We start from the raw sequence: 22215 nt of genomic DNA on the forward strand, positions 1-22215 counted from the left end.
CGGTCCATGGTTCGCCCGGCACATCGGCGTCCGGGGCAATCCCGAAAGGCCCAGTACAGCCTGTTCGCCGCCTATGTTATTGCGATAACGGGCGCGCTTGCGGGGCTGTTGCTGGCAATCCTTTCGGTCGCCGACCCCGTCGGCTTTGCCGCCCTGCGCGTCGCCAGTCAGGAGATAACCGCGCCCGTCGCGCGCGGAACGCGGTCGGTGATCGGGTCGATCTCCGGCGTCGACGACACTGTGTCGGCCTACGTCGGCGCGGGATCGCAGAACCGCCGCTTGCGCAAGGAACTGGCCGAGGCGCGCCGCCGTCTCGTCGCGACCAGCGCGCTCGAAGAGGAAAATCGTCAGCTCAAGTCGCTGCTCGGATTGCAACAGACCGATCGCTCGGCGCTCGCCCATGGCTATCTGCTCACCTCGACCTCGACGAGCAGCCGCCGCATCGCGCTGCTCAGCCTCGGGCGCAACCGGGGTGTTTCCGCGGGCCAGCCCGTACGCGGCGCCGACGGTCTGATCGGCCGCGTGCTGACCGCCGGGCCATCGGTGTCGCAGGTGCTGCTCCTTACCGACGTCGAAAATGTCGTGCCGGTGCGCCGGGCGCGTGACGGCCTGCCGGCGCTCGCAACGGGCCGCGGCAACGGCGATCTCGACGTCCGCACGCTCAACATCGCGAACAATCCCTTCAAGCCCGGCGACATCCTCGTGACGTCGGGAACCGGCGGCCTTTATCCGCCGAACATTCCGGTCGCCATCGTCGTGCGGCGCCAGGACGATGGTGCGCTCGCGCGTCCGCTTGCCGACCCGGCAAAGGTCGATGCGGTGGCGGTGCTGCGCCCCTATACGCCCGATAATATCGAGGCGCAGGCCGTGCCCGCCCAATCCTCCCCGGCGGCCGGCGCGCCATGAACCGGCACGGACAGCGGATTGGCGAGCCGGCCTCGCGCTGGCGGATGCAGATCGTGCCGATCGCGACGGTGATGATCGCGTCGGCGCTGCCGTTGATGCTGCCGCTCGTCGCCAGTTCGCCCGTGCTGCCCCCGCTCGGCCTCCTCTTCTTCCTGAGCTGGCAACTTCTGCGCACCGAAATGTGGCCGGTGTGGATCGGCCTGCCGCTCGGCCTGTGGGACGATCTGTTCAGCGGCGCGCCGATCGGCACCGCCATCGCGCTGTGGACCGCCGCGAGCATCGCGATCGCCTATCTGTCGCAGCGCATCTATTGGCGCGGCTTCCTGCACGACTGGGCGATCGGCGCCCTGCTCGTCGCCGCTGTTCAGGCGCTTGCGGTGCTTATCACCTTTCCACACGCTCCCGCCGGGCATATGCTCGGCCTTGTCCTGCCGCAGATCATCATTTCGGTGCTGCTGATGCCGCTGTTCCTCCGCCTGACCGGCAAGTTTGACAATTTCCGTCTCAAGCGCCGATAATCGCCCGCCTCCCGCCCCCGCCTTAGCCTTCGCCCCAGATTGCCAACGAATTTCCGCTTTCATGTCCCGCAAGAAAAGTCCGCCCATTACCGAAGCCTGGAGGGGCCTCACCTTCACGCGCCGCACCCTAGTCGTCGGCGGCGGACAAATCGCCGTGGGCGCCGCGCTCGCGACGCGGATGGGCTATATCTCGATCATCGACAATGATCGCTACGTCCTCGAATCCGAAAGCAACCGCGTCAATCTGACGCTCATCCCCCCGCGCCGCGGCTGGATCGTCGACCGCCACGGCAAGGCGCTTGCCAACAACCGCGTGTCGCTCCGCATCGACATCATTCCCGATCGCATGCACAGCAAGGAACTGGTTCTGGGCCAGCTCCGCACGCTGTTGCAGCTCGACGGCGACGCAATGGCGCGCATCGAACGCGACCTCAAGGCGGCATCTGGATTCCAGCCGGTTGCGGTTGCGGAGGACGTGACCGAGCAGCAATATGCATCGATCCTCGTCCGCCTCCCCGACCTGCCGGGCATTGCCCCGACGCGCGGTTTTGCCCGCAACTATCCCACCGGCGCCGCGGTCGGCCACCTGATCGGCTATGTCGGCGCCCCGACCGCCGAGGAATATGAAAAGGTCAAGGATCCGCTCTTCATCACCCCCGGCTTCAAGACCGGCAAGGACGGGCTGGAGAAATATTTCGAGGAACTGTTGCGCGGCAAGGCCGGCGCCAAGCGCGTCGAAGTCACCGCGCGGGGCAAGGTCGTGCGCGATCTCAGCACCCAGCCCGATACGCAAGGCAAGACCGTCCACCTGACCATCGACGCCGATCTGCAGGAATATGCCGCGCGCCGCATGGGCCCAGAATCGGGGGCGGCGGTCGTCATCGACTGCCTCAATGGCGACATCCTCGCCTTCGTCTCGATGCCGTCGTTCGATCCGAACAGCTTTTCGGACGGGATCAGCAATGCCGAATATGGCTGGCTACGCGCCGACGACCATCAGCCGCTGATCAACAAGGCGACCCGCGGCCTCTACCCGCCGGGATCGACGCTGAAGCCGATGGCCGCGATCGCCGCGATCGAACATGGCATGGACCCGAGCGAGCGCCACACCTGCATCGGCGGCTATCGCCTCGGCAACCGTTTCTTCCGCTGTCTCGGCACCCACGGCAGCGTCGACATGCCGACCGCGATCATGAAAAGCTGCAACAGCTATTTCTATTGGGTCGCCGACCGGCTGGGCTATGACGCCATCGCGCCGACCGCGAAGATGATGGGGCTGGGCGAGGAATTCCAGCTTGCCGGAAGCAACCAGCGTTACGGCACCATCCCCGACAGCGCGTGGAAGATGAAGAAATACGGCCAACCCTGGTCGGCGTCCGATTCGCTGAATGCGGTGATCGGCCAAGGCTATGTCAGCGTGAATCCGCTCCAGCTCGCCGTCATGGCGTCACGTATCGCCTCGGGCCGCAAACTCTACCCGCGCCTCGTCAGCCGGCAATTCTCGAACGAGCCTTTGCCCTTCTCGGCCGAGGCGTTCGCGACCGCGCGCGAGGGGATGAACCGCGTCGTCAACGCCCCCGGCGGAACCGCGGGGCGCAGCCGCCTGCCGCTCGACGGTATCCAGATGGCGGGCAAGACCGGCACGGCACAGGTTCGCGGCCTCAACACCGGCAACGGCAAGGGCGGAACGTGGAAATTTCGCGATCACGGCCTGTTCATCTGCTTCGCGCCGGTTGAAAATCCGCGCTATGCCGCGTCGGTCATCATCGAACATGGCATGGGCGGCAGCCGCGCGGCTGCGCCCGTTGCCAAGGACATCTTCACCTTCCTCTACGACCGTGAAAAGGCGATGGAGGCACTGACCGCCTTCGAGGCGGGCTGGGGCGGCACGATCAAGGAGCGGATGGACCGCGACTATGCCGCATGGAAGGCGGGTATCGCGCGCCCCGATCCGGGGCTCGCGCAATGATCCCGGTTCCGCCCGCCGTCCAGCGCATCCCCTGGAAGCTGATCGCGCTCCTGTCGGCGATCACCGGCTTCGGCCTGCTCGTCCTCTATTCGGCCGCTGGCGGCAGCGTGACGCCCTGGGCGCTGCAACAGGGTGTGCGCTTCATCGTCTTCCTGCTCGTCGCGCTCGCAATCGGGCGCATGCCGATCCGCATTTTCGAGGATTTCTCCTACCTCGGCTATCTGGGCGTCGCGCTTCTGCTCCTCGCGGTCGAGGCGCTCGGCTTTGTCGGCGGCGGCAGCCAGCGATGGCTCAATCTGGGTTTCATGAACCTCCAGCCGTCGGAACTGATGAAGGTCGCGATCGTCCTCGCCCTCGCGCGCTTCTACGCGCAATTGCCGCCGGGCAGCACGCGGACCTTCAACGCCTTGTGGCCCGCGCTGGTGATGATCGGTATCCCCGCGGCGCTCGTGATGCTCCAGCCCGACCTCGGCACGGCGCTGGCGATCTGCGCCAGCGCAGCGATCGTGATGTTCGTCTCCGGCCTTCCGCTGTGGTGGTTCGGCAGCGCCGCGCTCGCGGGACTGGCCGCGCTGCCGATCCTCTTTTCGATGCTGCACGACTATCAGCAGAAGCGCGTGCTGATCTTCCTCGACCCCGAAAGCGATCCCCTCGGTGCCGGCTATCATATCAGCCAGTCGAAGATTGCGATCGGATCGGGCGGCATTTTCGGCAAGGGCTTCCTCAACGGGTCGCAAAGCCACCTCGACTATTTGCCCGAAGGCCATACCGACTTCATCTTCGCGACGATGTCGGAGGAATGGGGGCTGGTCGGCGGTTTGTTGCTGCTCCTCGGCTTCTTCTTCCTGCTGCGCTGGTCCACGCGCGTTGCGCTCAACGCGCGGACGCGCTTCGGCCAATTGACCGCAACCGGCCTTACCATGACGATCTTTTTCTATATCGCCATCAATCTGGGGATGGTGATGGGCCTCGCGCCGGTCGTCGGTATCCCGTTGCCGCTCTTCTCCTATGGCGGATCGTCGATGCTGACGATCATGACCTGCATCGGCATCATCCTCGCAATCGAGAATGACAGCAAGAAGCGGCACAGCCGGCTGAGCTGACGACCGCAGCGACCGCGCGCGCCGCCTATTCGTGCCGCAGCGCGTCGATCGGATCGAGCTTCGACGCCCGGCGCGCCGGATAATAGCCGAATGTTATCCCCATCAAGGCGGAGAACAGAAAGCTCATCACATTGACGACCGGATTGAAGATGAAGGGCACGTCGATCGCGCTCGCCATCCCCCAGGACAGGATGAAAGCGAGGGCGATGCCGACCGCACCGCCGAAACAGCACAGCACGACGGCTTCGGTCAGAAACTGGAGCTGCACCTCGCGCGCCAGCGCCCCGATGGCGAGACGTATGCCGATCTCGCGCGTCCGTTCGGTGACCGACACCAGCATGATATTCATGATCCCGATCCCGCCGACGAGCAGGCTGATTCCCGCGATCACCGCAACCATCGCGGTCAACGCGCCCGTCGCCGCACCGAGCGCCTGATTGACCTGCGCGGTATCGACGATGTTGAAGTCGTTGGTGGCCGCGCCTTGCAACAGGCGCCGCTCACGCAGCAGGCCGACGAGCGAATCCTGAATGGCGGTGCTGGCGTAGGCGCTGTCATACTTGATCACGAAATATTGGATGTCGTCGCTACCGGTGAACCGGCGTTGCGCCATTTTCAGCGGGACCATCACGACATTGTCGCTGTCCTGATCGGGACCGCCGCCCTCGCCGCGTTCCTTGAGGACGCCGATCACGGTGCAGGACACATTGTTCAACCGAATATTTTCGCCGAGCGGGCTGCTCCCGGCGACGAATATCGCCTTTTGGACCTTGGGCCCGATCAGGCACATATTCTTGCGCGCGCTTTCCTCCTCGTTCGTGAACGCGCGGCCGCTTTCGACCTCGACCGACCGGGCGCGCAGGAAGTCATTGCCGACGCCCTGCACCGTCGTCCGCCAGCTCTGCCCGTTATGAAAGGCCGTGACGCTGGACGACACGCTGCCCGACACATCGACGACGCCGGCGATCTGCCTGCTCACCGCATCGACATCGGCTTGCTTGAATGGCCGCGGCCTGCCGCGATCGCCCTGCACGGGAAAGACGATCAGCACGTTAGACCCCAGCGAGGATATCTGGTCCTTGATCGATGCCGTAACGCCATTGCCGAGCGTCACCATCGTGATCACCGCCGCGACCCCGATGATGATGCCGAGCGTCGTCAGGAACGAACGCAGCAGATGGCGCCGTATCTCCCGAAAGGCGAGCAGGAGCGTCGCGCCGAACATCAGGCGGGTTCCTCGCTGCGGGTGCGCCGGCCGCGCTCGACCCGTTCGACCAGCCCGTCGCGAAAGCGCACGATGGTGTTGGCAAAGGCCGCCATTTCCTCCTCATGCGTGACCATCAGGATCGTGATGCCCTCGCCGTTCAGGCGCGTGAGCAACTGCATGATCTCGATCGAGCGTTCGGTGTCCAAATTGCCGGTCGGTTCGTCGGCGAGCAGCACGTCGGGCTGGGTGACGAGCGCGCGCGCGATCGCCACCCGCTGCTGCTGCCCGCCCGACAATTCGGCCGGCGTGTGATCCGCCCACGGCGCAAGACCCACCTGATCGAGCGCGCGCATGGCTGCGGCGTGACGCTCGCTCTTCTTTTCGCCGCGATAGAGCAGCGGCAATTCGACATTTTCGACGGCACTGGTGCGGGCAAGGAGATTGAAGCCCTGAAAGACGAAACCCAGATATCGCCGCCGCAGCAGGCTGCGCTGATCGCGATCGAGCGCCTGCACCTCGACCCCGCGAAAGCGGAAAACGCCGCTCGTCGGGACATCCAGGCAGCCGAGGATGTTCATCGTCGTCGATTTGCCCGATCCCGACGGCCCCATCACCGCGACGAAATCGCCGCGCTCGATCCGCATGTCGACGCCCTTGAGCGCCTGAAAGGCCGCCTCGCCCCGGCCGAAGGTCTTCGTTATCCCTTCGAGCTCGATCAACGGGATCTCGGGGGGCGTCACTGGCCCGTCGCCCCCTTGCCCGTCACCACCTTCATGCCGGCTCGCAGTCCCTTGGCCGTCACCGCGGTCAGGCGGCCATCGCTCTGCCCCGTCACCACATCGACGGGCTTCAGCGTCCCGTCGGCCTGAAGCACCCAGACGCGTTGCTGGCTGCCCACGCCGATCGTCGCGCGCTGTTCATTCTTTTCCAGCCCGATTTCGGGATTGAGTACGCCGGCCTTTTCCTTTTCCTTCGCATCGGGCTGAAAGCGCAAGGCCCCGTTCGGAACCAGCAATTGTTTGGCCGTGCTGCCCGTTGCGATGGTCGCCGTAGCGGTCATCCCCGGACGCAGCAGCCCGTCGCCATTGGCCACCGCCAGCCTCGCCTCATAGCTGACGACCGCATTGGCGGTTGCGGTGGCCGTCTGCTGGCTCGCCTGCGAAGCGGTGTTGCTCGACGCCTGATCGACGCGCTCGACGACCGCGGGAAAGCGGCGACCGGGATAGGCATCGACCGTAAAATCGGCCTTCTGTCCGGTCTGAACCTGTCCGACGTCGGCTTCATCGATCTCGACGCGAAGCTGCATCGCGGACAGATCTTCGGCGATGATGAAGAGGGTCGGGGTGTTGAAGCTTGCCGCGACAGTCTGCCCGGGCTCGACCTGGCGCGCGAGCACGACACCCGAAACGGGCGAACGGATCACCGCGCGGTTGCGGTTGGTCACCGACGACGACAATTGCGCCTCGACCGCGCGGACATTCGCCTGCGCCGCGGCAACGGCGGCGGTATCGCGCTTCACCGCTGCGCGGCCCTGATCGAGTTCGACCCCGGAGGGAACCTTGCCGCCCGAGATCTTGAACACATTTTCCAGTCGCGCGAGCTGCGCCTTGTCGACGTCCAGCGTCGCCTGCGCCTGCGCCACCTGCGCGCGCGCCGCGTTGAGATTGGCCTCGGCCTGGGTGATCTGGTCCTCGATCACGTCGGTGTTGATCTGGGCGAGGATCTGCCCCTTGGAGACGCGATCATTCACATCGACATAGATGTGATCGATCTTGCCCGACACTTCGGACCCGACCTCGACCTGATTGGTCGGCCGCAGATTCCCGGTCGCCGTGACGCTGAGCGTCAGCGACTTCTCGGTCACCGGCTCGGTGATATATTTGGCCTCGCCCTTCCCGCGCGAACAAGTCGCCATCGCCAGCAATATGACGAGTATCAGCGCCGCGGGGAGCCAATATTTCATCCAGCGCCGCCATTTGGGACGCGGCTTGGCGCCCAGAAAATCGTCGAGCTCCTGCGGCGCAGTGCCGGTATCGGTCATTCGCTAATCCCCTGTGTCCGAACACCGGCGTCCGGATCGAAATTGGCCCCGTCCCAGCCGCCGCCAAGAGCCTGGTTGAGGCTGATAAAGGCGTTGGCGCGCTCGGCCTCGCTCGCCGCCAGCGCGTTGCGAGCTGCGAGCAACTGGTTCTCCGCGGTCAGCAAAGTCTGAAAGTCGATCAGCCCCGCCTGATACTGGCTGCGCGCCAGCAGCGCGGCATTGCTCGCCGCATCGCGCGCCGTTTCGAAAAGGCCAACGCGCTCGCCTGCCGCGCGCTGGGCAGCGGCGGCGCTCTCGACATCTTCCAGCGCGGCAAGGATCGCCTTTTGCCATGCCGCAAGCGAAGCCTGCGCGGCTGCGTTGGCGGCGTCGAGACCCGCGCGCGCGCGGCCGCCGTCAAAGATCAGCTGGCTGATCCCCGCAAAGAGCCGCCCGGTTATCACATCGAACAGATTGCCGATGCCGAACGAGGCGGTGCCGAGGTTTCCGGTGAGGTTGACCAGCGGCAGCATCTGCGCGCGTGCAACGCCGATGCGCGCCGTGTCGGCGAGCAGCGTCGCTTCCGCCTGGCGGACGTCGGGGCGATGGCGTAGCACCGGAGCCGGCGCGTCGAACCCCACCGCGTCTGGTGGAACCGGAATTGGCTTTGCTTCGCCCTCGATCGCCGTCCGCACCGGGCCGGGCGCTTCACCGATCAGGGTCGAGATGCTGTTCGCCGCTTGCGCGAGATCGCGTTCCAGCGCCGGAATGCTCGCCGCGGTCTGCGCCCGCTGCGCGGCGGCCTGCTCGACATCGAGGCTCGATACCAGCCCCGCTTCGCGGCGCCAGCGTGCGATCTGGAGATTATCGTCCTGAATGGTCAGCGTCTCGCGCGCGATCGCGAGTTGCACCGCGAGCGTTCGCGCCGACACGGTCGTCTGCGCCACCTGCCCCACGATCAGGCGCTGCAGATCGGCAAGGCCATAGCCGGCGGCGGCAAGATCGGCCCGCGAGGCGGCGACATTGCCGCCGATCCGTCCGAAAAGATCGACCTCCCACTGCGCGTCGGCGCCGAGCGAATATTGCAGCCGCTCGTCGGCCAGATCGCCGACATCGCGCTGCACGCCCCCGGAGGCCGTAACCTGCGGGAAATAGCCCGCGCGCGCTGCGCGCACACCCGCGCGCGCCTGCGCCAGGCGCGCCGCCGACTGGGCAATATCGCGATTATTCTCCAGTGCGCGCGCGACATAGGAATTGACCAGTGGATCGTTCAGCCGCGTCCAATAGGACGCCGTGACGGCCGGACTGCTTCCCGATTCCACCGACCATTGCTCGGGAACGGGAAGGCCCGGCCCGGATCGATATTCGGTCGGCGCCGAAACGCAGCCCCCAAGCCCGCCCGCCAACAGGGCTATTGTCAGCCAGCGCCGTCCCGTCTGCATGCGCCCCTCAAAGTCCCACCGCGGATGCAAAATCGCCGCGCTTGCTGGACGGCAGACCATAAATTGCTGGAATGCGCAAGCTTTCGGGCGCCGCGCGAGCCACCCGATGCCTCCATTTTGCTCACCGACGCTCCCCATGCCCGACATTTCGCGGCGCCGCCGTCCGACGCCCTCAACGCAAAAGCCCGATCGCACGCCTCGCCCAAGCAACGTAAATTGCCTTTTGTGAAAAAATATTGCCGAAGCCCATTGCCATGCCCGAACGAGCATGATAGCGGGCCGCTCTCTTCGCAGCACAAAGCCTTTGTGGCCGCCGCGAAGTCCGCCGAAAACCGGCACGTGGACGCATAGCTCAGTTGGTAGAGCAGCTGACTCTTAATCAGCGGGTCCTAGGTTCGAGCCCTAGTGCGTCCACCATTTCTTTCAAGGACTTGGCAGTCAGTCTTGAGAAAATTTATCAAACGCTCCAGATGCCGTGTAAGCACCGGGTAAGCACGCAACCGGCGGCGCCCGTCAAATCTTATCAAACGTTATCGGTAGCTTACGCCAATTCTCACCACCCACTTGCGGGCTGAAATGTCACGACGCGGTCAGCTTTTTGATGTGTCTTCCCCATCGCTTCATCGCTTGGCGCTTCTCCTCCTGATACGGGTGGCATTGGTACACATCAACAATGCCGCTCTTCGTCCCGGAGAGATGATTGAGAACGGACTCGATGATTTCCGTCCTGATCTGCAAGGCTTGCATGCCTGTCGCCACCGTCCGGCGAATATCGTGAAGCCGCCAAGGCGCCAAAACGGCGCCCTCCTCCCCCGCTAACCTCATTTTTCTAATGATCATGGCGTCCCATTTCTCTTTAGCTTTCGAGAACGCACTCAGGCGCGTGCCGGAGCTCGACTGGAACACCAAACCATGTGCCGGCCAATCTTTCCCACCTGCGACGGCATCGAGCTGCGCGATTGCCTGCTTGCTCAGCGGGATGAGATGTGGACGGCCATTCTTTGATCTCTCGGCTGGCAAGTCCCATCGGCCGCCTTCACGTCGCAGTTCCGACCAGTCCAACCCGGTCACTTCGCCGCGCCGCTGTCCGGTCAAAATCATCAGCCGAAATGCCGGGCCATATTGCCCCGTAAGCTCAAAACTTGTTTTCAATGCGCAACGCGGTTCTTCGGTTGAGAGGTATCGATTCCGGGGTTTCGGCGGCGGGGGGGGCATCCACCCCTTGGGTCGGCGAATGCTGGAGATCGTCCCGGCTCATCACCCATTTGAACATTTTACGGAGCGTCGCGTGCATCGCCCGCGCAACAGACGGTCGGTTTTCCAGGCGTCGATAGATTGCGGTAAGGTCTGACCGCCGAACGTCTGAAATCCGTTTGGTTCCGATCGTCGGCACCGCATGATGAACCAGCATCGAGCGGATGCGCGACCAGTCCTTCCAACGCCGCTTGAGATACTCTTCGGTGAAATGCTCGACGTACCGATCAGATCGAAGCTCAACCTGCTTCCGACGGCGTTCGCGACGCCTTTCTAGCGGATCCTTACCCTTTGCGACCTGCTTCGCGAGATCAAGCGCCTTGTTTCGCGCGCTTTGGGCCGTCCACGGCGCGCGATGGCGGCCAATAGTAAAGCGCCACGAGATCGAGCCCCTACCTCCCAACAGATATTGATAGATGTAGGACTTTGTGCCGCCTTGCGTCACGCGGACGCCAAATCCAGGAAGCACCTTATCCCAAAGGAAAGTGTTACCGCGCTGCGGGGCGAGATGATCGACTTCGATAGTTGTTACGTTTCCGACGGGCATGGCTCGTCCTCCTCTCTTAACTCGGGAAAACGTCCCGACCCGAGAGAAACGCTTACCGACCTGTGTATGTTGATTTGGCCGGTTGCGGACGGGCGGCATTCAGCCAGGGAACAGGAGAGGCGGTCATCGGCGTCCGATCTGCCAAGAGCATTCAGCACCGATCATGAATGCGCCGGGCACACAATCACAGGCCGGTCCCAATTGTCCGACGGTTCTCAGGCCCATCAGCCCACCGCGTCGCCTTGTTCCATCTCGATCTGCATCAGAGCTTTGGCCTTTGCCCAGTCGCGGCGCACCGTGCGTTCGGTAATGTCGAGCAGGTTGCCGATTTCCTGTTCTGAATAGCCGCCGAAGAAGCGATATTCGACGATCTCGGCAAGCCGCGGGGCCGTTTGTGACAGACGGTCGAGCGCATCGTTCAGCGCCAGCAGCCGTTCGTCGCTTTCCCAATAGATATCCGGCAGATCATCTTCGAACGTAGCAGCATGCGTTCCGCCCCCGCGTTTTGCGGCAAGACGGGCATGGGCATGATTGATCAGAATCTGGCGCATGGCGCGCGCCGCCGTGCGCAGGAAATGCTTCTCGTCGGCAAAGCCGCCAGCGCTTCTCAGCTTGAGAAAGCTTTCATTGACCAGCGCGGTCGAGCGCAGCGTTTCGCCGGCGCTGTAACGCCAATGCATGTCGCGCGCGAGGCGCTTTAGCTGCGGATAGAGCGTTGCCACGAGCGAATCGGATGAATCGGTAAGCATGGCGCCATTATGCGGATTATTCTTTTCATATCTATGCGTTGGGTCACACGGGCGCCGAGGAACGCATCGGGCTCAGGCGGCGAGCAATGGCTCGCTAGCAGCGCCGATCATCGCCGCGAGCCAGCGCCGGTCGGCGCTGGCTTCGATGGTCGCGACAGCACTCGCCGGTGAGGAACCGCTGGCCAAGGCGGCACGCATAAGCTCGATCTGCTCGGCGATCTGGGCGAACCCCTGTCCGAAGCGCGGAGCGGTCTGGATCAGGCCATCGCCGATACGCAGCAGCGGCGGGCCGCCCGCCGACCGCGTGACCTCTACGCGCCGGGCGAAGGGTGCCCGGTGGCGCACCGGATTGGGGTCGAAGCCTATCTTGCCCATGCGGCGGCCCCAGTCGTGGCCGGCCGCCAGCATCACGCTGTCGAGGAGGCGGAAAGGAGAGACGGGACTTTCGCCGCAATCCGCACATCGGAGGGTCATCATGCAGCGCCCGTCCACGGCGCGCGTCAGCCAGAGACCTGCCGCACCCGCGACATCGCGCGCGGCGATCGTCCAGCGATCGTCGCCGCTGCCAGCCGTCCCGCGCCACGTCCAGCACTCGTCGATCGCGTCGCTTTCGTCGATGGCGACGTCGAGCCCCGCGGTACGACCGGCGAGAACGGCGCTGCCGCTCGCGTCGACCAGCAGGTCGAAGGCTTTGTCTTCCACGGGGATCGCCATGCGCGGTTCGACCAATTTTGCACCGAGCTCGATCGCCCGCCGCGACAGCGCGTGGACCAGCGCCGCGGGATCGACGATCGGGGCTTGCGTCATAACCGGGGGCGCGGCGCCATCGATCCGGAGCAAATCGGCGGCGGACCATCCGGCCAACCCCTGCCCGGCAACCGCCTCGATCTTCGCCATCGTCGCGAAGCTGATCTGATGAACGTGACCGTGATGCGTGCGGGCGCCCCGGCGGCCCGGCGCTATTTTGGCCATCCAGCCCGCACGCTGCAAGGTGATGGCTGCCAACAGCCCCGCCGGGCCGTCGCCCATCACCAGCGCCGTGCGCATCGCTCAGCCGCGCCGGGTCGGTACACCGAGCCCTCGGCTCGACACAGCGCGACTCTCGGCGAGCACGAAGAAGACGATGCCATTCCCGGCGCCGCCGCGCAGCAACGTGTCCTTCGCGACGCGGCCAAGGAGCCCACGTGCCGCGCGCGGTTCGCCCGGCGGCACCAACATGTCGCCAGGGAAAAGCATGTCACCTGGAAACAGCATATCGCCGGGAAAAAACATATCGCCTGGGAAGAGCATGTCGCCCGGGAACAGCATATCCCCCGGAAAGGCTTGCGCGCCGGAAGCGAGCTCGAAACCGTCCGACGCGAACAGGTCGGCGATCTCGCCATCGACGAGGCGCGCGGCGAGAAACTGCATTTTAACGGGCTGCTCGAGCCGCGATTGCAATCGCACAGATTTCACGAGCGCCGCGCGCAATTTTTCACCCGACATGCCGGCAAGGCGGCGCGCGCCGACCACTTCGAGCTCGATCGTCCCGCCGCCCTTGGCAAAGGCCACGGTGGCTTTCGTTGCGCCGGCGACGAGCACGGCGGTCCCGGCGATGAAATTCCTGCGTGTCACTGCCATGATCTGTCCTTCCCTTGGCATCGGCCGCATGGGCGCGGGCCTCAGGAGGAAAAACAGCAATGGAGTGCGAAAGCGGACATCACGGCGCGACTATTCGGTCGCGTTCGCCCGCGGCTACAGGCGGTAGAGCCCCTTGATGTCGGCGATCCCCTGTTTCAGGCGGGCCGCCGGGGCGCCCATCGCTTCGACGATCGGCTCGGCGGTGCCAAGTGCGGCTCGCGCGCCCGGTTTGTCTCCGCTGGCAGCCAACGCCCGGCCAAGCGCAATATGGGCGATGGCGCGCGGCGGCGTAGGCGCGCTGCCAGCCGCCGCCACCGATTTCCGGGCGACGGCCAAGGCTTCGTCCTTGCCCGCCAGCGCGATATGGGCTTCGGATAGCCCCGCCAGTGCCGACACATGCAGGATCGATCCCGCGCCGGCGAAGCGTTCGGCCATCGGCTCGGCGCGCTCCAGCAGCGAAAGCGCCTTCGGGGCGTCGCCAAGTTGCAAGAGCACCTTGCCATAATTGCTGAGCAAGGCAGCGGTCCCGCCCGACGCGCCGAACAGCTTTTCGCGCAGGCGAACAGCTTCTGCAAAAATGGGCGCGGCCTTGTCGGGATGCCCCAACAAAACCTCGATGGCCGCAAGATTGTTCGCGGTGTTCAAGGCATCGGGCGTATCTGTCAGACCCGTCTGCGCCCAGATGAGCCGCGCTTGTTGCAGCGCCTTCCGTGCGCCCGGCAGGTCACCGCTCGCCTGCAAGGCGACGCCCAGATTGTTCTGGAACACGCCCGCCAGACGATTGCCGGTTCCCAGCATCGCGACATGATCATCCGTAGCTTTCTGGAGAAGCGCCGCCGCCGCCGAGGGATCGGCGCCGCGCATGATTTGCGCCTCGAGCAGCCGGCTGTCGATGAGCCGGTGGCGCCATTTGTCGGGAGCGCTGGACCAATATTGCTGCGCTTGCGCTAACAGGGGCCGCGCCTCTTCGATTTCGCCGGTGCGGACAAGCGACTGCGCCAGATCGTATCGCGAAAGCGCAAGCGTCTCGGGATCGATTCCGTTCGTACCGCCGGCGGTCACCACCGGCCGCAACGCCGTGATCGCCCCGCGGTAATCGCCGAGGTAGAAATAAAGCTCGCCCAGCGCGTGCAGCACCGGCGCCTGATCGGCGGGCGAGCGGGCGAAGCGCTCGACGATCCGGCGGGTCGACTGTTCGAGTATATCGCGGCGGTCTGCATCGTCGCCAGCGACGTCGGCGCTTTCGGACAACATGACATAGAGCGATTCGCGAACCGCCTGCGATCGCTCTTCCTCGGCCAGCGCCGCGTCGCGGGCGGCATAGGCTTCGCGCGCTTGCCACAGGGTCGCCGCCAATCCGCCGACCAGGCTCAGCGCGATGGCGACGCCCGCGGCGATCGGCCAGCGCCACCGCCACAGGCGGCGGCGCACGGCATAGCCGCGCTCGCCGCGCCGCGCGGTCACGGGCGCGCGGTCTATCACGCGCTGAAGATCGGCCGCGAAGGCTTCGAGCGTCGGGTAACGATCCGCCGGTTCCTTGCGCAGCGCTTTCGCCAGCACGGCGTTCAGATCGGCAACCAAAGTGTCCGGGGCAGCCGCAAGGATGTCGACGTCGCGGTGCGCCGTCAGCGCCTTGGGTGCGGCATCGAGGATGCGCCCGACGCCGAGCACGAAGGGCAAGCCATCAAGTTCGATGGGTGGCTTGCGCGTCACCAGCTCATAGAGCAGCGCCGCCGCGCCATAGACGTCGCACGGCGGACCGACGGGGGCGCCGGTCAACAGTTCGGGCGGCGCGTAGGGCGCCGAAACCGGCAGCGGATTTTGTGTCTGGGTTGGCAACGCCATCTGCTTGGCGACCCCGAAATCGATCACGCGGGCGCGCCCGCCGCTGTCGACCAGCACGTTCGAGGGCTTGAGGTCGCGGTGCAGGATCAACGCCTGGTGCGCGCGCGCCACCGCGCCGATCGCATCGATTACGAGCGCGATCCGGCGCGCGAGGTCCGCCTGATTGGTATCGCACCAGATGTTGCAGGGCGGACCATCGATGCGCTCCATCACCATCCAGGGATTGCCCGCATCGTCCAAGCCGCCGTCGAGAATGCGCGCAATATGCGGATGGTCGAGCGCCGCAAGCACTTGCCGCTCGGCGGCCAGTCGTTCGGCATCAACCCCGGGGCCGCGCCGGATCAACTTCAACGCTCCGGCCTGCTCGAACCCCCCGTCGGCGCGGCCGACCGCGTAGACCGAGCCCATACCGCCGCTGCCGATCAGCCCCTCGATACGCCATGCGCCGTAGCGGTCGCCGACCTGCGGACCCGGGTCGATCGGATGGTCCGCGGCAAAAGGTGCGCTGGACGGCTCCAGAAAATCCGCAGCGGCCTCCATGCGGGCCAGGAATTTCCGGGCTTCGGCCGCGAGTATCGGGTCGGCAGCGGCCAGTTCGGCTTCGCGCTCCTCTTCGGACAAGTCCTGCGTGCGGTCGATCAATGCCGACAGCCTGCTCCATTCAATTGTCACACGATGCCCCCGCCGCCCGATCCTGCATTAGCATCCCAGACTAACCGAGCGACGCAAGCGCATTTTTTCGCATTGCGATGTCCGGTTCGCGGCACCGATCCTGTTTTCACCTCCGAAAGGCACCGGCTCGCAAGGCTTGGCCGGCGCAGGATGAGGAGATTTACGGATGCGACTGGTTACGAAAATCGCGGCGACGGCTTCGATGCTGGTGGTGGGAGCCGGACTCGGCGCTGCCTCCGGCTCTGCCCAGACGGCCGCGCCCGAGGCGCATGTCTATGCGACCGTCGGCTTCGACAAGATAAAGCCCGAACTGGTGCTGGACACTTTGGAGGGCACCGTCACCGGCACCTACACCGCGACGCAGAACGAAGAAGAACTCGACGCCATTTACCGCACGGGCACCTATGGAATCACCAGCGGCACTCTGGAGGGGGAATTTTCGGGGAACACGCTGACCGGCTATTGGTATGAAACCGCCTATAACGCGGGGCTTCAGGTTTATTGCGATACCGAACGCAACGGCACCCGCGTCTATGGCCGCTTCGTCCTGACGTTCAGCGCCGATCGCAAATCCTTTACCGGGTTGCGGACCGGGTGCGAGATCGTCCCCGACGCCTATGAGCATAGCTATGACACCTGGACGGGCACGTTCCTTCGCCGCCAGGCGATAGCCGCCACCCCCAACGCGGCGTCCGCACAGGCGAAGGCCGATGCTGCCCGGCCCGGCTCACCCGCGAAGCCGGGCGCCAACCCGGTCGGCCGCATCATCGACGGTGCCGCCCGCGCAGCAGAAGACGAGGCCGACGCCAAAGCCAAAGAGGCGGCCCGCAAGGCCGCGCGCGGCATTCTCGACCGGCTTTTCTGATCTCGACGCAATCAAGACAATATTCTCGCGGAGACGATCATGAAATTTGCACCGAAACATATTGCGAGCCTGGCGAGCGCTTTGCTGCTCCTGTCCGCCTGTGGCCAAAAGGATGGAGAAACGCCGGGCGACGGCGATGCCAAAGCGCTGGCGGGTAACGGCAGCGAACTCGACACCGCGCTGCGCTGCTGGGCTTTGACCAGCAGCGCCTATTTCCAGCACATGGCGATGGCTGGCGAGACCGGCAACCTGCCCAAACCCGACGAGGCGATCTACACCGGTTGGGCCAAGAAGCTGGCGATCCTGTCATTCAACAAGGGCATGGGGTTCAAGGCCTTCAATGAAATGAAGGACAAGGCAAAAGGCGATGTCCGCATCTATTCGCTGACCGTCGATCCCGAGCGCGCAGCCGCCGTGCAGACCTGCATCGACACGGTCCCGCCCCCGACGAGCGAGCCCGACCCTTCGTGGCCGTCGGACAGCTGACAAATCGCGTTTTTTCCCGCCGATTGATCGCCGCAACGCGTCGCCACGTGCGGGAGGCCGTGCGCCAGGAGAATGTTATGACCAAGAGCCTTGCAGTATTTCCCTGCCCCGCCGGCACGCTTTCCCGCGGGATGGGCGGCAGCAGCCTCCGCGCGGTTGCCGCCGCGCTGCTTTGCGGCTCGCTGTTCGCGGCGCCGCAGATAGCCCATGCGGAAACATGCCTGCTCGACCGGAATGAAAATGGGACCGTCGAGCCAGCGGTCGATAATGACGGCGGCGCCACCGCCGACGACGGCAACGGCGACGACAGGCTGGCCTGCGGCGTTGGCGCCACGGCAACGGCCGGAAACACGACGGCATTGGGAACCCGCTCCAGCGCAACCGGCGTTCAATCGTCGGCAATCGGGCATGTCGCTGCGGCGTCGGGCTTCAATTCGCTCGCGGTCGGTTTTGGCGCGGATGCAGCGAGCGACTATGCCGTCGCAGTCGGTGCGACATCGCGCGCCGCCGGCGTCTCCTCCACCGCCGTGGGTTCGGGCAGCATCGCCGTCCAAGATAAGGCGATCGCCGTCGGCACCTATGCCTATGCAAACGGGGCCCGCAGCATTGCGATGGGGAGCAGCGTCACCGACAATCTGGGCGAGCGCGGCGCAACGACCGCCGGCGACGACGCCATCGCGATCGGTACCGACGCGGACGCCAACGGAAATCGCGCAACCGCGGTCGGCGCCTTCAGTTCGGCGGCGGGCACCTCGGCACTCGCGATGGGATCGGACAGTTTGGCAGGAGAAGATGCGGTTGCGCTGGGATCCGATGCCGCGGCAACCGGAACTGGCAGCACGGCGGTAGGCAATGCTTCCGAAGCATCGCAGTTCGGCAGTTTCGCAGCGGGTTCGCAGGCGCGCGCCACCGGCACGCGATCGGTCGCAAACGGCTTCTACAGCGATGCCTCCGGCAACCGGTCGATCGCGGTTGGCGACGCGGCTTTCGCATCCGGCGTGGGCAGCATTGCCATTGGCGGCGACGGCCCCGATGCGAATGGCTTTGGACCGCAGCGCGACCTCGACTTCGACGGGCTGATCGATGGCTATGGCGCCTATGTTGCTGGCGAATATGGGGTTGCGATCGGGGCGGATGCGCAGGCGGGCGATTTTGCCACGGCGAATGGCACCGGCGCACTGGCCAGCGGCGACAACAGCAGCGCCATCGGTTCTTATGCGACCGGCTCCGGCATGAACGCGACCAGCATCGGCGTACTCTCCAAGGCGACGAACACGAATGCGACCGCGACCGGCGCCTTCGCGAACGCAAGCGGCGAGCGCGCGGTCGCCAATGGCGCCCAGACACGCGCCGAAGGCGAAAGCAGCGTGGCGATCGGCTTCCAGGCAGGCGCCACCGACTTCGGGGCGATTGCGATCGGCGCCGAGGCGATCGCCGATGGGGAGCTTGCTATCACCCTCGGCGGCACGGCCCGCGGTGACGGAGCGATTGCATTGGGAGGCTATGCCGCGGCAGAGCAGGATGGCGCCACCGCGACCGGTGCCGGCGCCCGCGCCGCCGGCCTTAAAAGCAGTGCTTTCGGCAATATGGCACTGGCCGAAGGCGATTTCGCGACCGCGCTGGGTCAAGCCAGCCGGGCGGTCGCGACGGCAACCGCCGTCGGGAGCGGGGCGCAGGCCGATGGCGAAAGCTCAAGCGCGCTGGGAATCAGCGCGAGCGCGAGCGGCGCCACCAGCGTTGCCGTCGGCGCAAATGCGTCTGCCCAAGGCAGCAATGCCACCGCGACCGGCGGCTATGCACAAGCCTTCGGCGACGATTCCACCGCGACCGGCGCCGGCAGCTATGCGGGCGGCAATTTCTCGACGGCGGCCGGCTCCCAAAGCCTGGCGCTTGGCGATTTCTCGGTAGCATTCGGTGGGCGCAGCAATGCGGCGGGGCTCAATTCCACCGCGCTGGGCGGCAATGCCGTGGCGAGCGGTGCCAATAGCGTCGCCCTCGGCAATGGATCGATCGCGGACCGCGACAATACGGTATCGGTTGGCACTGCAGGGAATATGCGCCAGATCGCTCAAGTCGCCGCCGGCACCGCCGCGACCGACGCCGTCAATCTCGGGCAGCTCGACGCCGTAGGCGCGGTGGCCGATTCGGCGCTGACGGCGGCGAGCGAGGCGGCAAGCGATGCCAGCGCGGCGCTTGCCGCCGCTTCGGGCGCGCAGGGCGATGCCAGTGCCGCACTGACAGCGGCAGCGGCAGCCGATGGCAAGGCCGACGCCGCGCTCGCCGCTTCGGCAACTGCGGTAGCGTCCGTTGCGGCTCAGGGTGAGCGGATCGATGCCGTCGAGGAGGCCAATCTCGTTCAGGACGGCCGCATACAGGCGCTCGAAACGCAAACCGCCTCCGCTGCCGGCGACGCGGCCACCGCCCTTAATCGCGCCGATCAGGCGATCGCACGCAATGAGGAGCAGGACGGCCGCCTGACCGGCGTGGAGGCCCTCGCGGCGTCGAATGCCACCCGCCTCGACGGGGTCGAGGCCAGCGTAACCCAATTGTTCGGCGCCATTCCATCGCAGGCCCGAGGCGACAATGCCCTCGCGCTCGGGAGCGGCGCCATGGCAACGAGCGATGACGCCGTGGCGATCGGCACCGGTGCGACGGCAAGCGATGGCGCCGCGGTCGCTATCGGCCTTGGCAATCAGGCAAGCGGCGACGGGGCGGTCGCGATCGGCGATCCGAATATCGCGACCGGGCAAGGCGCAATAGCGATCGGCAAGGACAATGTTGCGACGGGCAATGCCGCGATCGCGTTCGGCGACACCAGCACAGCCAATGGCGTGTCGGCAATCGCCGCGGGGCTGCGTGCCAACGCTGCCGCGGACAATGCGATTGCGCTGGGCAATAGCGCGAGTGCGCTGGGCGCCAACGGGGTCGCGATCGGCAACGGTGCGCAATCGGTCCGTGACGATCAGGTGGCGATCGGCTCCGCTGCCAGCAGCTATACGCTCGCCGGGATCAATTCGGACGCCAGCCGCGCGGCGCAGCAGGGCGCGCTGCGCCTCGTGACCGCCGACGGCGCAGGCAATCTCGGCACGACGAGTTTCGACCTTGACCGGCTCAATGCGCTGCCCGGACAGGTCAGCGCTCTCTCCAGCCAGGTCAGCGCTTTCGACGCGCGGCTGGCGCAATTCGGTGCCGGCCTGGAACGGATTGAACGCAGCGCCAACGGCGGGATTGCTGCGGCGATGGCGATGGGCGGCACCGTCATCCCGTCCGACATGACGGTCGCCCTGTCGTTCAACCTGTCCACCTTCCGCGGCGAGCAGGGCTTTTCGGGCGTCGCGGTTGGCCGGATCAGCGAGCGGGTGTGGGTCTCGGGCGGGGTCGCCGGGTCCACCGTCAAGGGATCGACCGGGGGCCGTATCGGCATGACGTTCGGATGGTAGGCCCCAGCGGACTGGCAGGAGACCCGAAATGAGAAAAGACCTTGTGATCCTGATCGCAGCGATCGCCCTCGCGGGGTGCAGCGAAGCGCAAAAGGGGAGCGAGAACGGCTCCGCGGCACCCGCCGATGCGGCCGCCGACAATTCGGTACCGGTCGCCAACGGTCCGGGCGCCCTCGGCATCGCTACCGACGATCTGCCCGATTTCGTCGAGCTGCCAAAGAGCGCGCGAGTGACCACGAATATGCGGATGAACGATGGCGACAAGGCCGGCGGGACGCTGACCCTGGAAACCGCGGAGACGCCGGCTGCCCTGATCGCCTTCTACCGCGCCTCGATGGCCCGGCACGGCCTGAAGATCGGTCTGGAAAACACAGCGGACAAGATGGTGCAGCTGATGGGCGAAAGCGAAGACAAGGCGCGGACGCTTATGGTCACGGTTCTGACCGATGACGCGGGCACCGCGACGTTGAACCTCGTCCATTCACGCGTGATATCCTGATTGATCGAGAGGACAGAATGATGAAACCTCATCTTGCTATTGCCGCTCTGCCCTTGTTGCTCGGCGGATGCGGCGGCGAAGCGCCGGCAGCGAAGACCGGCGGCGGCCCGACGGAGGTGGCAGCATCGGGCATCACCGAAATCGTCAAATCCGCCGCCAAGGGCAACCCGATCCCGCGAGACAATCTGCCCGATTTCGTCGAAACCTATGAAGGCGGGCGATACGGCACCTCCTTCTTCGGCAGCAACGAGAAGCGCAAGTCGGGAACGCTGCTTTATACAGTGGCGGCTGCGCCCGCAGACGTCGTCGGCTTTCATATGGCGTCGATGAAGAGACTTCGCTTCGAAGTCGCCGGGCCAAAGAAGCGCGTCGTGCGTGACCGTAACGAGACGGTGATTGAAGGGACGGCCGCCGACGGCCGGTCGCTTACGGTCGTGGTGATCGAACAATCCCCTGCGGAAGCAACCGTGCAGATGAATTATGTCGTTCCGCTCACCTGAGGCGGCGATCGTTCCGGGGCGCCGCGCGAAAGGCGCTGTGTCGCTTGCGGCAGGGCTCGCGCTCCTTTTCACGCCGCTGGCCGCCGTCGCGCAGGAAGAGGTCGGCCGCGAAGCGGTCGGCGCGTGGCATGGCACGTTCCAACTCGATCGCAACGACCCGCGCATTCGCACGCGCGGCGGGGCGGACATGCTGCGAATCCAGGTCATTCACTCGCTGGGCGCACCGGTCGCAACGATCAGCTGGGTTGCGGGGCGCGGCATTTGCGAGGATCCGGCGGCCGAGCCGTGCGAATGGATCGGGGCTGGCGGTACGGTATCGGGCCGCGTGCTGCAAAAGGATCTTGTCTTTGCGCTACCGCTGTCGGCCGACGCCGAAGATTCTCTGATCGTCATCCTCCGCCATGGCTCCGGCCCGCGAGCGCGGCACGGCCAGGCGATGAACAGCAAGGCCGACTTCGGGTTCGATTTTTCCTATTCCGACGCGCCCGATACCCCGTGATTGCGGACTTCGAAATTGCGCTCGGCCTCCCCTTTCCGGTGCGGTTTCCTTGCCGACCAGCCACCCAATCGCGG

Annotated in this window: 20 protein-coding genes and 1 tRNA gene; 11 read left to right on the plus strand and 10 right to left on the minus strand. The window is 65.5% G+C overall.

Annotated elements, in window-relative coordinates; translation table 11 throughout:
- Positions 1 to 6: 6 nt before the first annotated feature.
- The 4 genes from mreC (at position 7) to rodA (ending at position 4496) form a co-directional block, all read left to right on the plus strand.
- Positions 7 to 906: a rod shape-determining protein MreC gene (gene mreC, locus EBMC1_RS08835; protein WP_003043746.1), complete on the plus strand. Its 900-nt coding sequence runs from the start codon at positions 7 to 9 to the stop codon at positions 904 to 906.
- Positions 903 to 1424, plus strand: a complete 522-nt coding sequence (locus tag EBMC1_RS08840) for a hypothetical protein (RefSeq protein ID WP_003043748.1) — start codon at positions 903 to 905, stop codon at positions 1422 to 1424. The genes mreC and EBMC1_RS08840 overlap by 4 nt, the downstream gene beginning before the upstream one ends.
- A 61-nt stretch (positions 1425 to 1485) precedes the next feature.
- Entirely contained in the window at positions 1486 to 3393 is a 1908-nt protein-coding gene (mrdA, locus tag EBMC1_RS08845; protein WP_003043752.1) for a penicillin-binding protein 2, read from the plus strand.
- Positions 3390 to 4496, plus strand: a complete 1107-nt coding sequence (gene rodA / locus EBMC1_RS08850; protein WP_003043754.1) for a rod shape-determining protein RodA — start codon at positions 3390 to 3392, stop codon at positions 4494 to 4496. Before mrdA ends, rodA begins: the two co-directional genes overlap by 4 nt.
- Positions 4497 to 4521: 25 nt before the next feature.
- On the opposite strand, the gene EBMC1_RS08855 is transcribed toward rodA, so the two are convergent.
- Genes EBMC1_RS08855 through EBMC1_RS08870 form a run of 4 tightly spaced genes read right to left on the minus strand, consistent with a single transcriptional unit; the run spans position 4522 to position 9165 of the window.
- The gene (locus tag EBMC1_RS08855) at positions 4522 to 5721 is read right to left on the minus strand and encodes an ABC transporter permease (protein ID WP_003043759.1); all 1200 of its coding nucleotides are present in this window, start codon (positions 5719 to 5721) and stop codon (positions 4522 to 4524) included.
- Entirely contained in the window at positions 5721 to 6443 is a 723-nt protein-coding gene (locus tag EBMC1_RS08860) for an ABC transporter ATP-binding protein (RefSeq protein ID WP_003043762.1), read from the minus strand. Before EBMC1_RS08860 ends, EBMC1_RS08855 begins: the two co-directional genes overlap by 1 nt.
- Positions 6440 to 7744: an efflux RND transporter periplasmic adaptor subunit gene (locus tag EBMC1_RS08865; RefSeq protein ID WP_003043764.1), complete on the minus strand. Its 1305-nt coding sequence runs from the start codon at positions 7742 to 7744 to the stop codon at positions 6440 to 6442. Before EBMC1_RS08865 ends, EBMC1_RS08860 begins: the two co-directional genes overlap by 4 nt.
- Positions 7741 to 9165 carry an efflux transporter outer membrane subunit gene (locus EBMC1_RS08870; protein ID WP_003043768.1) on the minus strand — a complete coding sequence of 475 codons (1425 nt, stop codon included), beginning with the start codon at positions 9163 to 9165 and terminating at the stop codon, positions 7741 to 7743. Before EBMC1_RS08870 ends, EBMC1_RS08865 begins: the two co-directional genes overlap by 4 nt.
- Before the next feature lie 341 nt (positions 9166 to 9506).
- Here EBMC1_RS08870 and EBMC1_RS08875 point away from each other — a divergent pair.
- Positions 9507 to 9582: transfer RNA gene (locus EBMC1_RS08875), tRNA-Lys, on the plus strand.
- 162 nt (positions 9583 to 9744) lie between these two features.
- Here EBMC1_RS08875 and EBMC1_RS08880 read toward each other — a convergent pair.
- From EBMC1_RS08880 to EBMC1_RS17825, 6 genes are all read right to left on the minus strand, one after another.
- Positions 9745 to 10266, minus strand: a complete 522-nt coding sequence (locus EBMC1_RS08880; protein ID WP_040589968.1) for a tyrosine-type recombinase/integrase — start codon at positions 10264 to 10266, stop codon at positions 9745 to 9747.
- Between the two features lie 34 nt (positions 10267 to 10300).
- On the minus strand, positions 10301 to 10966 hold the full coding sequence (locus EBMC1_RS18085; protein WP_003043773.1) for an Arm DNA-binding domain-containing protein: 666 nt from the start codon (positions 10964 to 10966) through the stop codon (positions 10301 to 10303).
- 224 nt (positions 10967 to 11190) lie between these two features.
- On the minus strand, positions 11191 to 11715 hold the full coding sequence (locus EBMC1_RS08885; RefSeq protein WP_003043776.1) for an ECF-type sigma factor: 525 nt from the start codon (positions 11713 to 11715) through the stop codon (positions 11191 to 11193).
- A gap of 72 nt (positions 11716 to 11787) precedes the next feature.
- Positions 11788 to 12762, minus strand: coding sequence for a hypothetical protein (locus EBMC1_RS08890; RefSeq protein WP_003043779.1), 975 nt, complete (start codon positions 12760 to 12762; stop codon positions 11788 to 11790).
- Positions 12763 to 12765: 3 nt separating this feature from the next.
- Entirely contained in the window at positions 12766 to 13365 is a 600-nt protein-coding gene (locus EBMC1_RS08895; protein WP_156001085.1) for a hypothetical protein, read from the minus strand.
- 84 nt (positions 13366 to 13449) lie between these two features.
- Positions 13450 to 15822: a serine/threonine-protein kinase gene (locus EBMC1_RS17825; RefSeq protein WP_003043785.1), complete on the minus strand. Its 2373-nt coding sequence runs from the start codon at positions 15820 to 15822 to the stop codon at positions 13450 to 13452.
- Positions 15823 to 16018: 196 nt separating this feature from the next.
- Between EBMC1_RS17825 and EBMC1_RS08905 the strand changes: the two genes are divergently transcribed.
- The 6 genes from EBMC1_RS08905 (at position 16019) to EBMC1_RS08930 (ending at position 22141) form a co-directional block, all read left to right on the plus strand.
- Positions 16019 to 16717 (plus strand): hypothetical protein, encoded by a 699-nt coding sequence (locus tag EBMC1_RS08905; protein WP_003043788.1) that lies wholly within the window; start codon positions 16019 to 16021, stop codon positions 16715 to 16717.
- 39 nt (positions 16718 to 16756) lie between these two features.
- Complete coding sequence (locus tag EBMC1_RS08910; RefSeq protein ID WP_003043791.1) at positions 16757 to 17203, plus strand: hypothetical protein; 447 nt, start codon at positions 16757 to 16759, stop codon at positions 17201 to 17203.
- A gap of 77 nt (positions 17204 to 17280) precedes the next feature.
- Positions 17281 to 20643 (plus strand): outer membrane protein, encoded by a 3363-nt coding sequence (locus EBMC1_RS08915; RefSeq protein WP_003043795.1) that lies wholly within the window; start codon positions 17281 to 17283, stop codon positions 20641 to 20643.
- A gap of 28 nt (positions 20644 to 20671) precedes the next feature.
- Positions 20672 to 21142 carry a hypothetical protein gene (locus EBMC1_RS08920; RefSeq protein ID WP_003043799.1) on the plus strand — a complete coding sequence of 157 codons (471 nt, stop codon included), beginning with the start codon at positions 20672 to 20674 and terminating at the stop codon, positions 21140 to 21142.
- Between the two features lie 17 nt (positions 21143 to 21159).
- Entirely contained in the window at positions 21160 to 21642 is a 483-nt protein-coding gene (locus EBMC1_RS08925; RefSeq protein WP_003043802.1) for a hypothetical protein, read from the plus strand.
- Positions 21623 to 22141, plus strand: a complete 519-nt coding sequence (locus tag EBMC1_RS08930; protein WP_003043805.1) for a hypothetical protein — start codon at positions 21623 to 21625, stop codon at positions 22139 to 22141. Before EBMC1_RS08925 ends, EBMC1_RS08930 begins: the two co-directional genes overlap by 20 nt.
- Positions 22142 to 22215 lie beyond the last annotated feature (74 nt).

The organism is Sphingopyxis sp. MC1 (assembly GCF_000371385.1).
GTDB classification, from domain to species: Bacteria; Pseudomonadota; Alphaproteobacteria; order Sphingomonadales; family Sphingomonadaceae; genus Sphingopyxis; species Sphingopyxis terrae.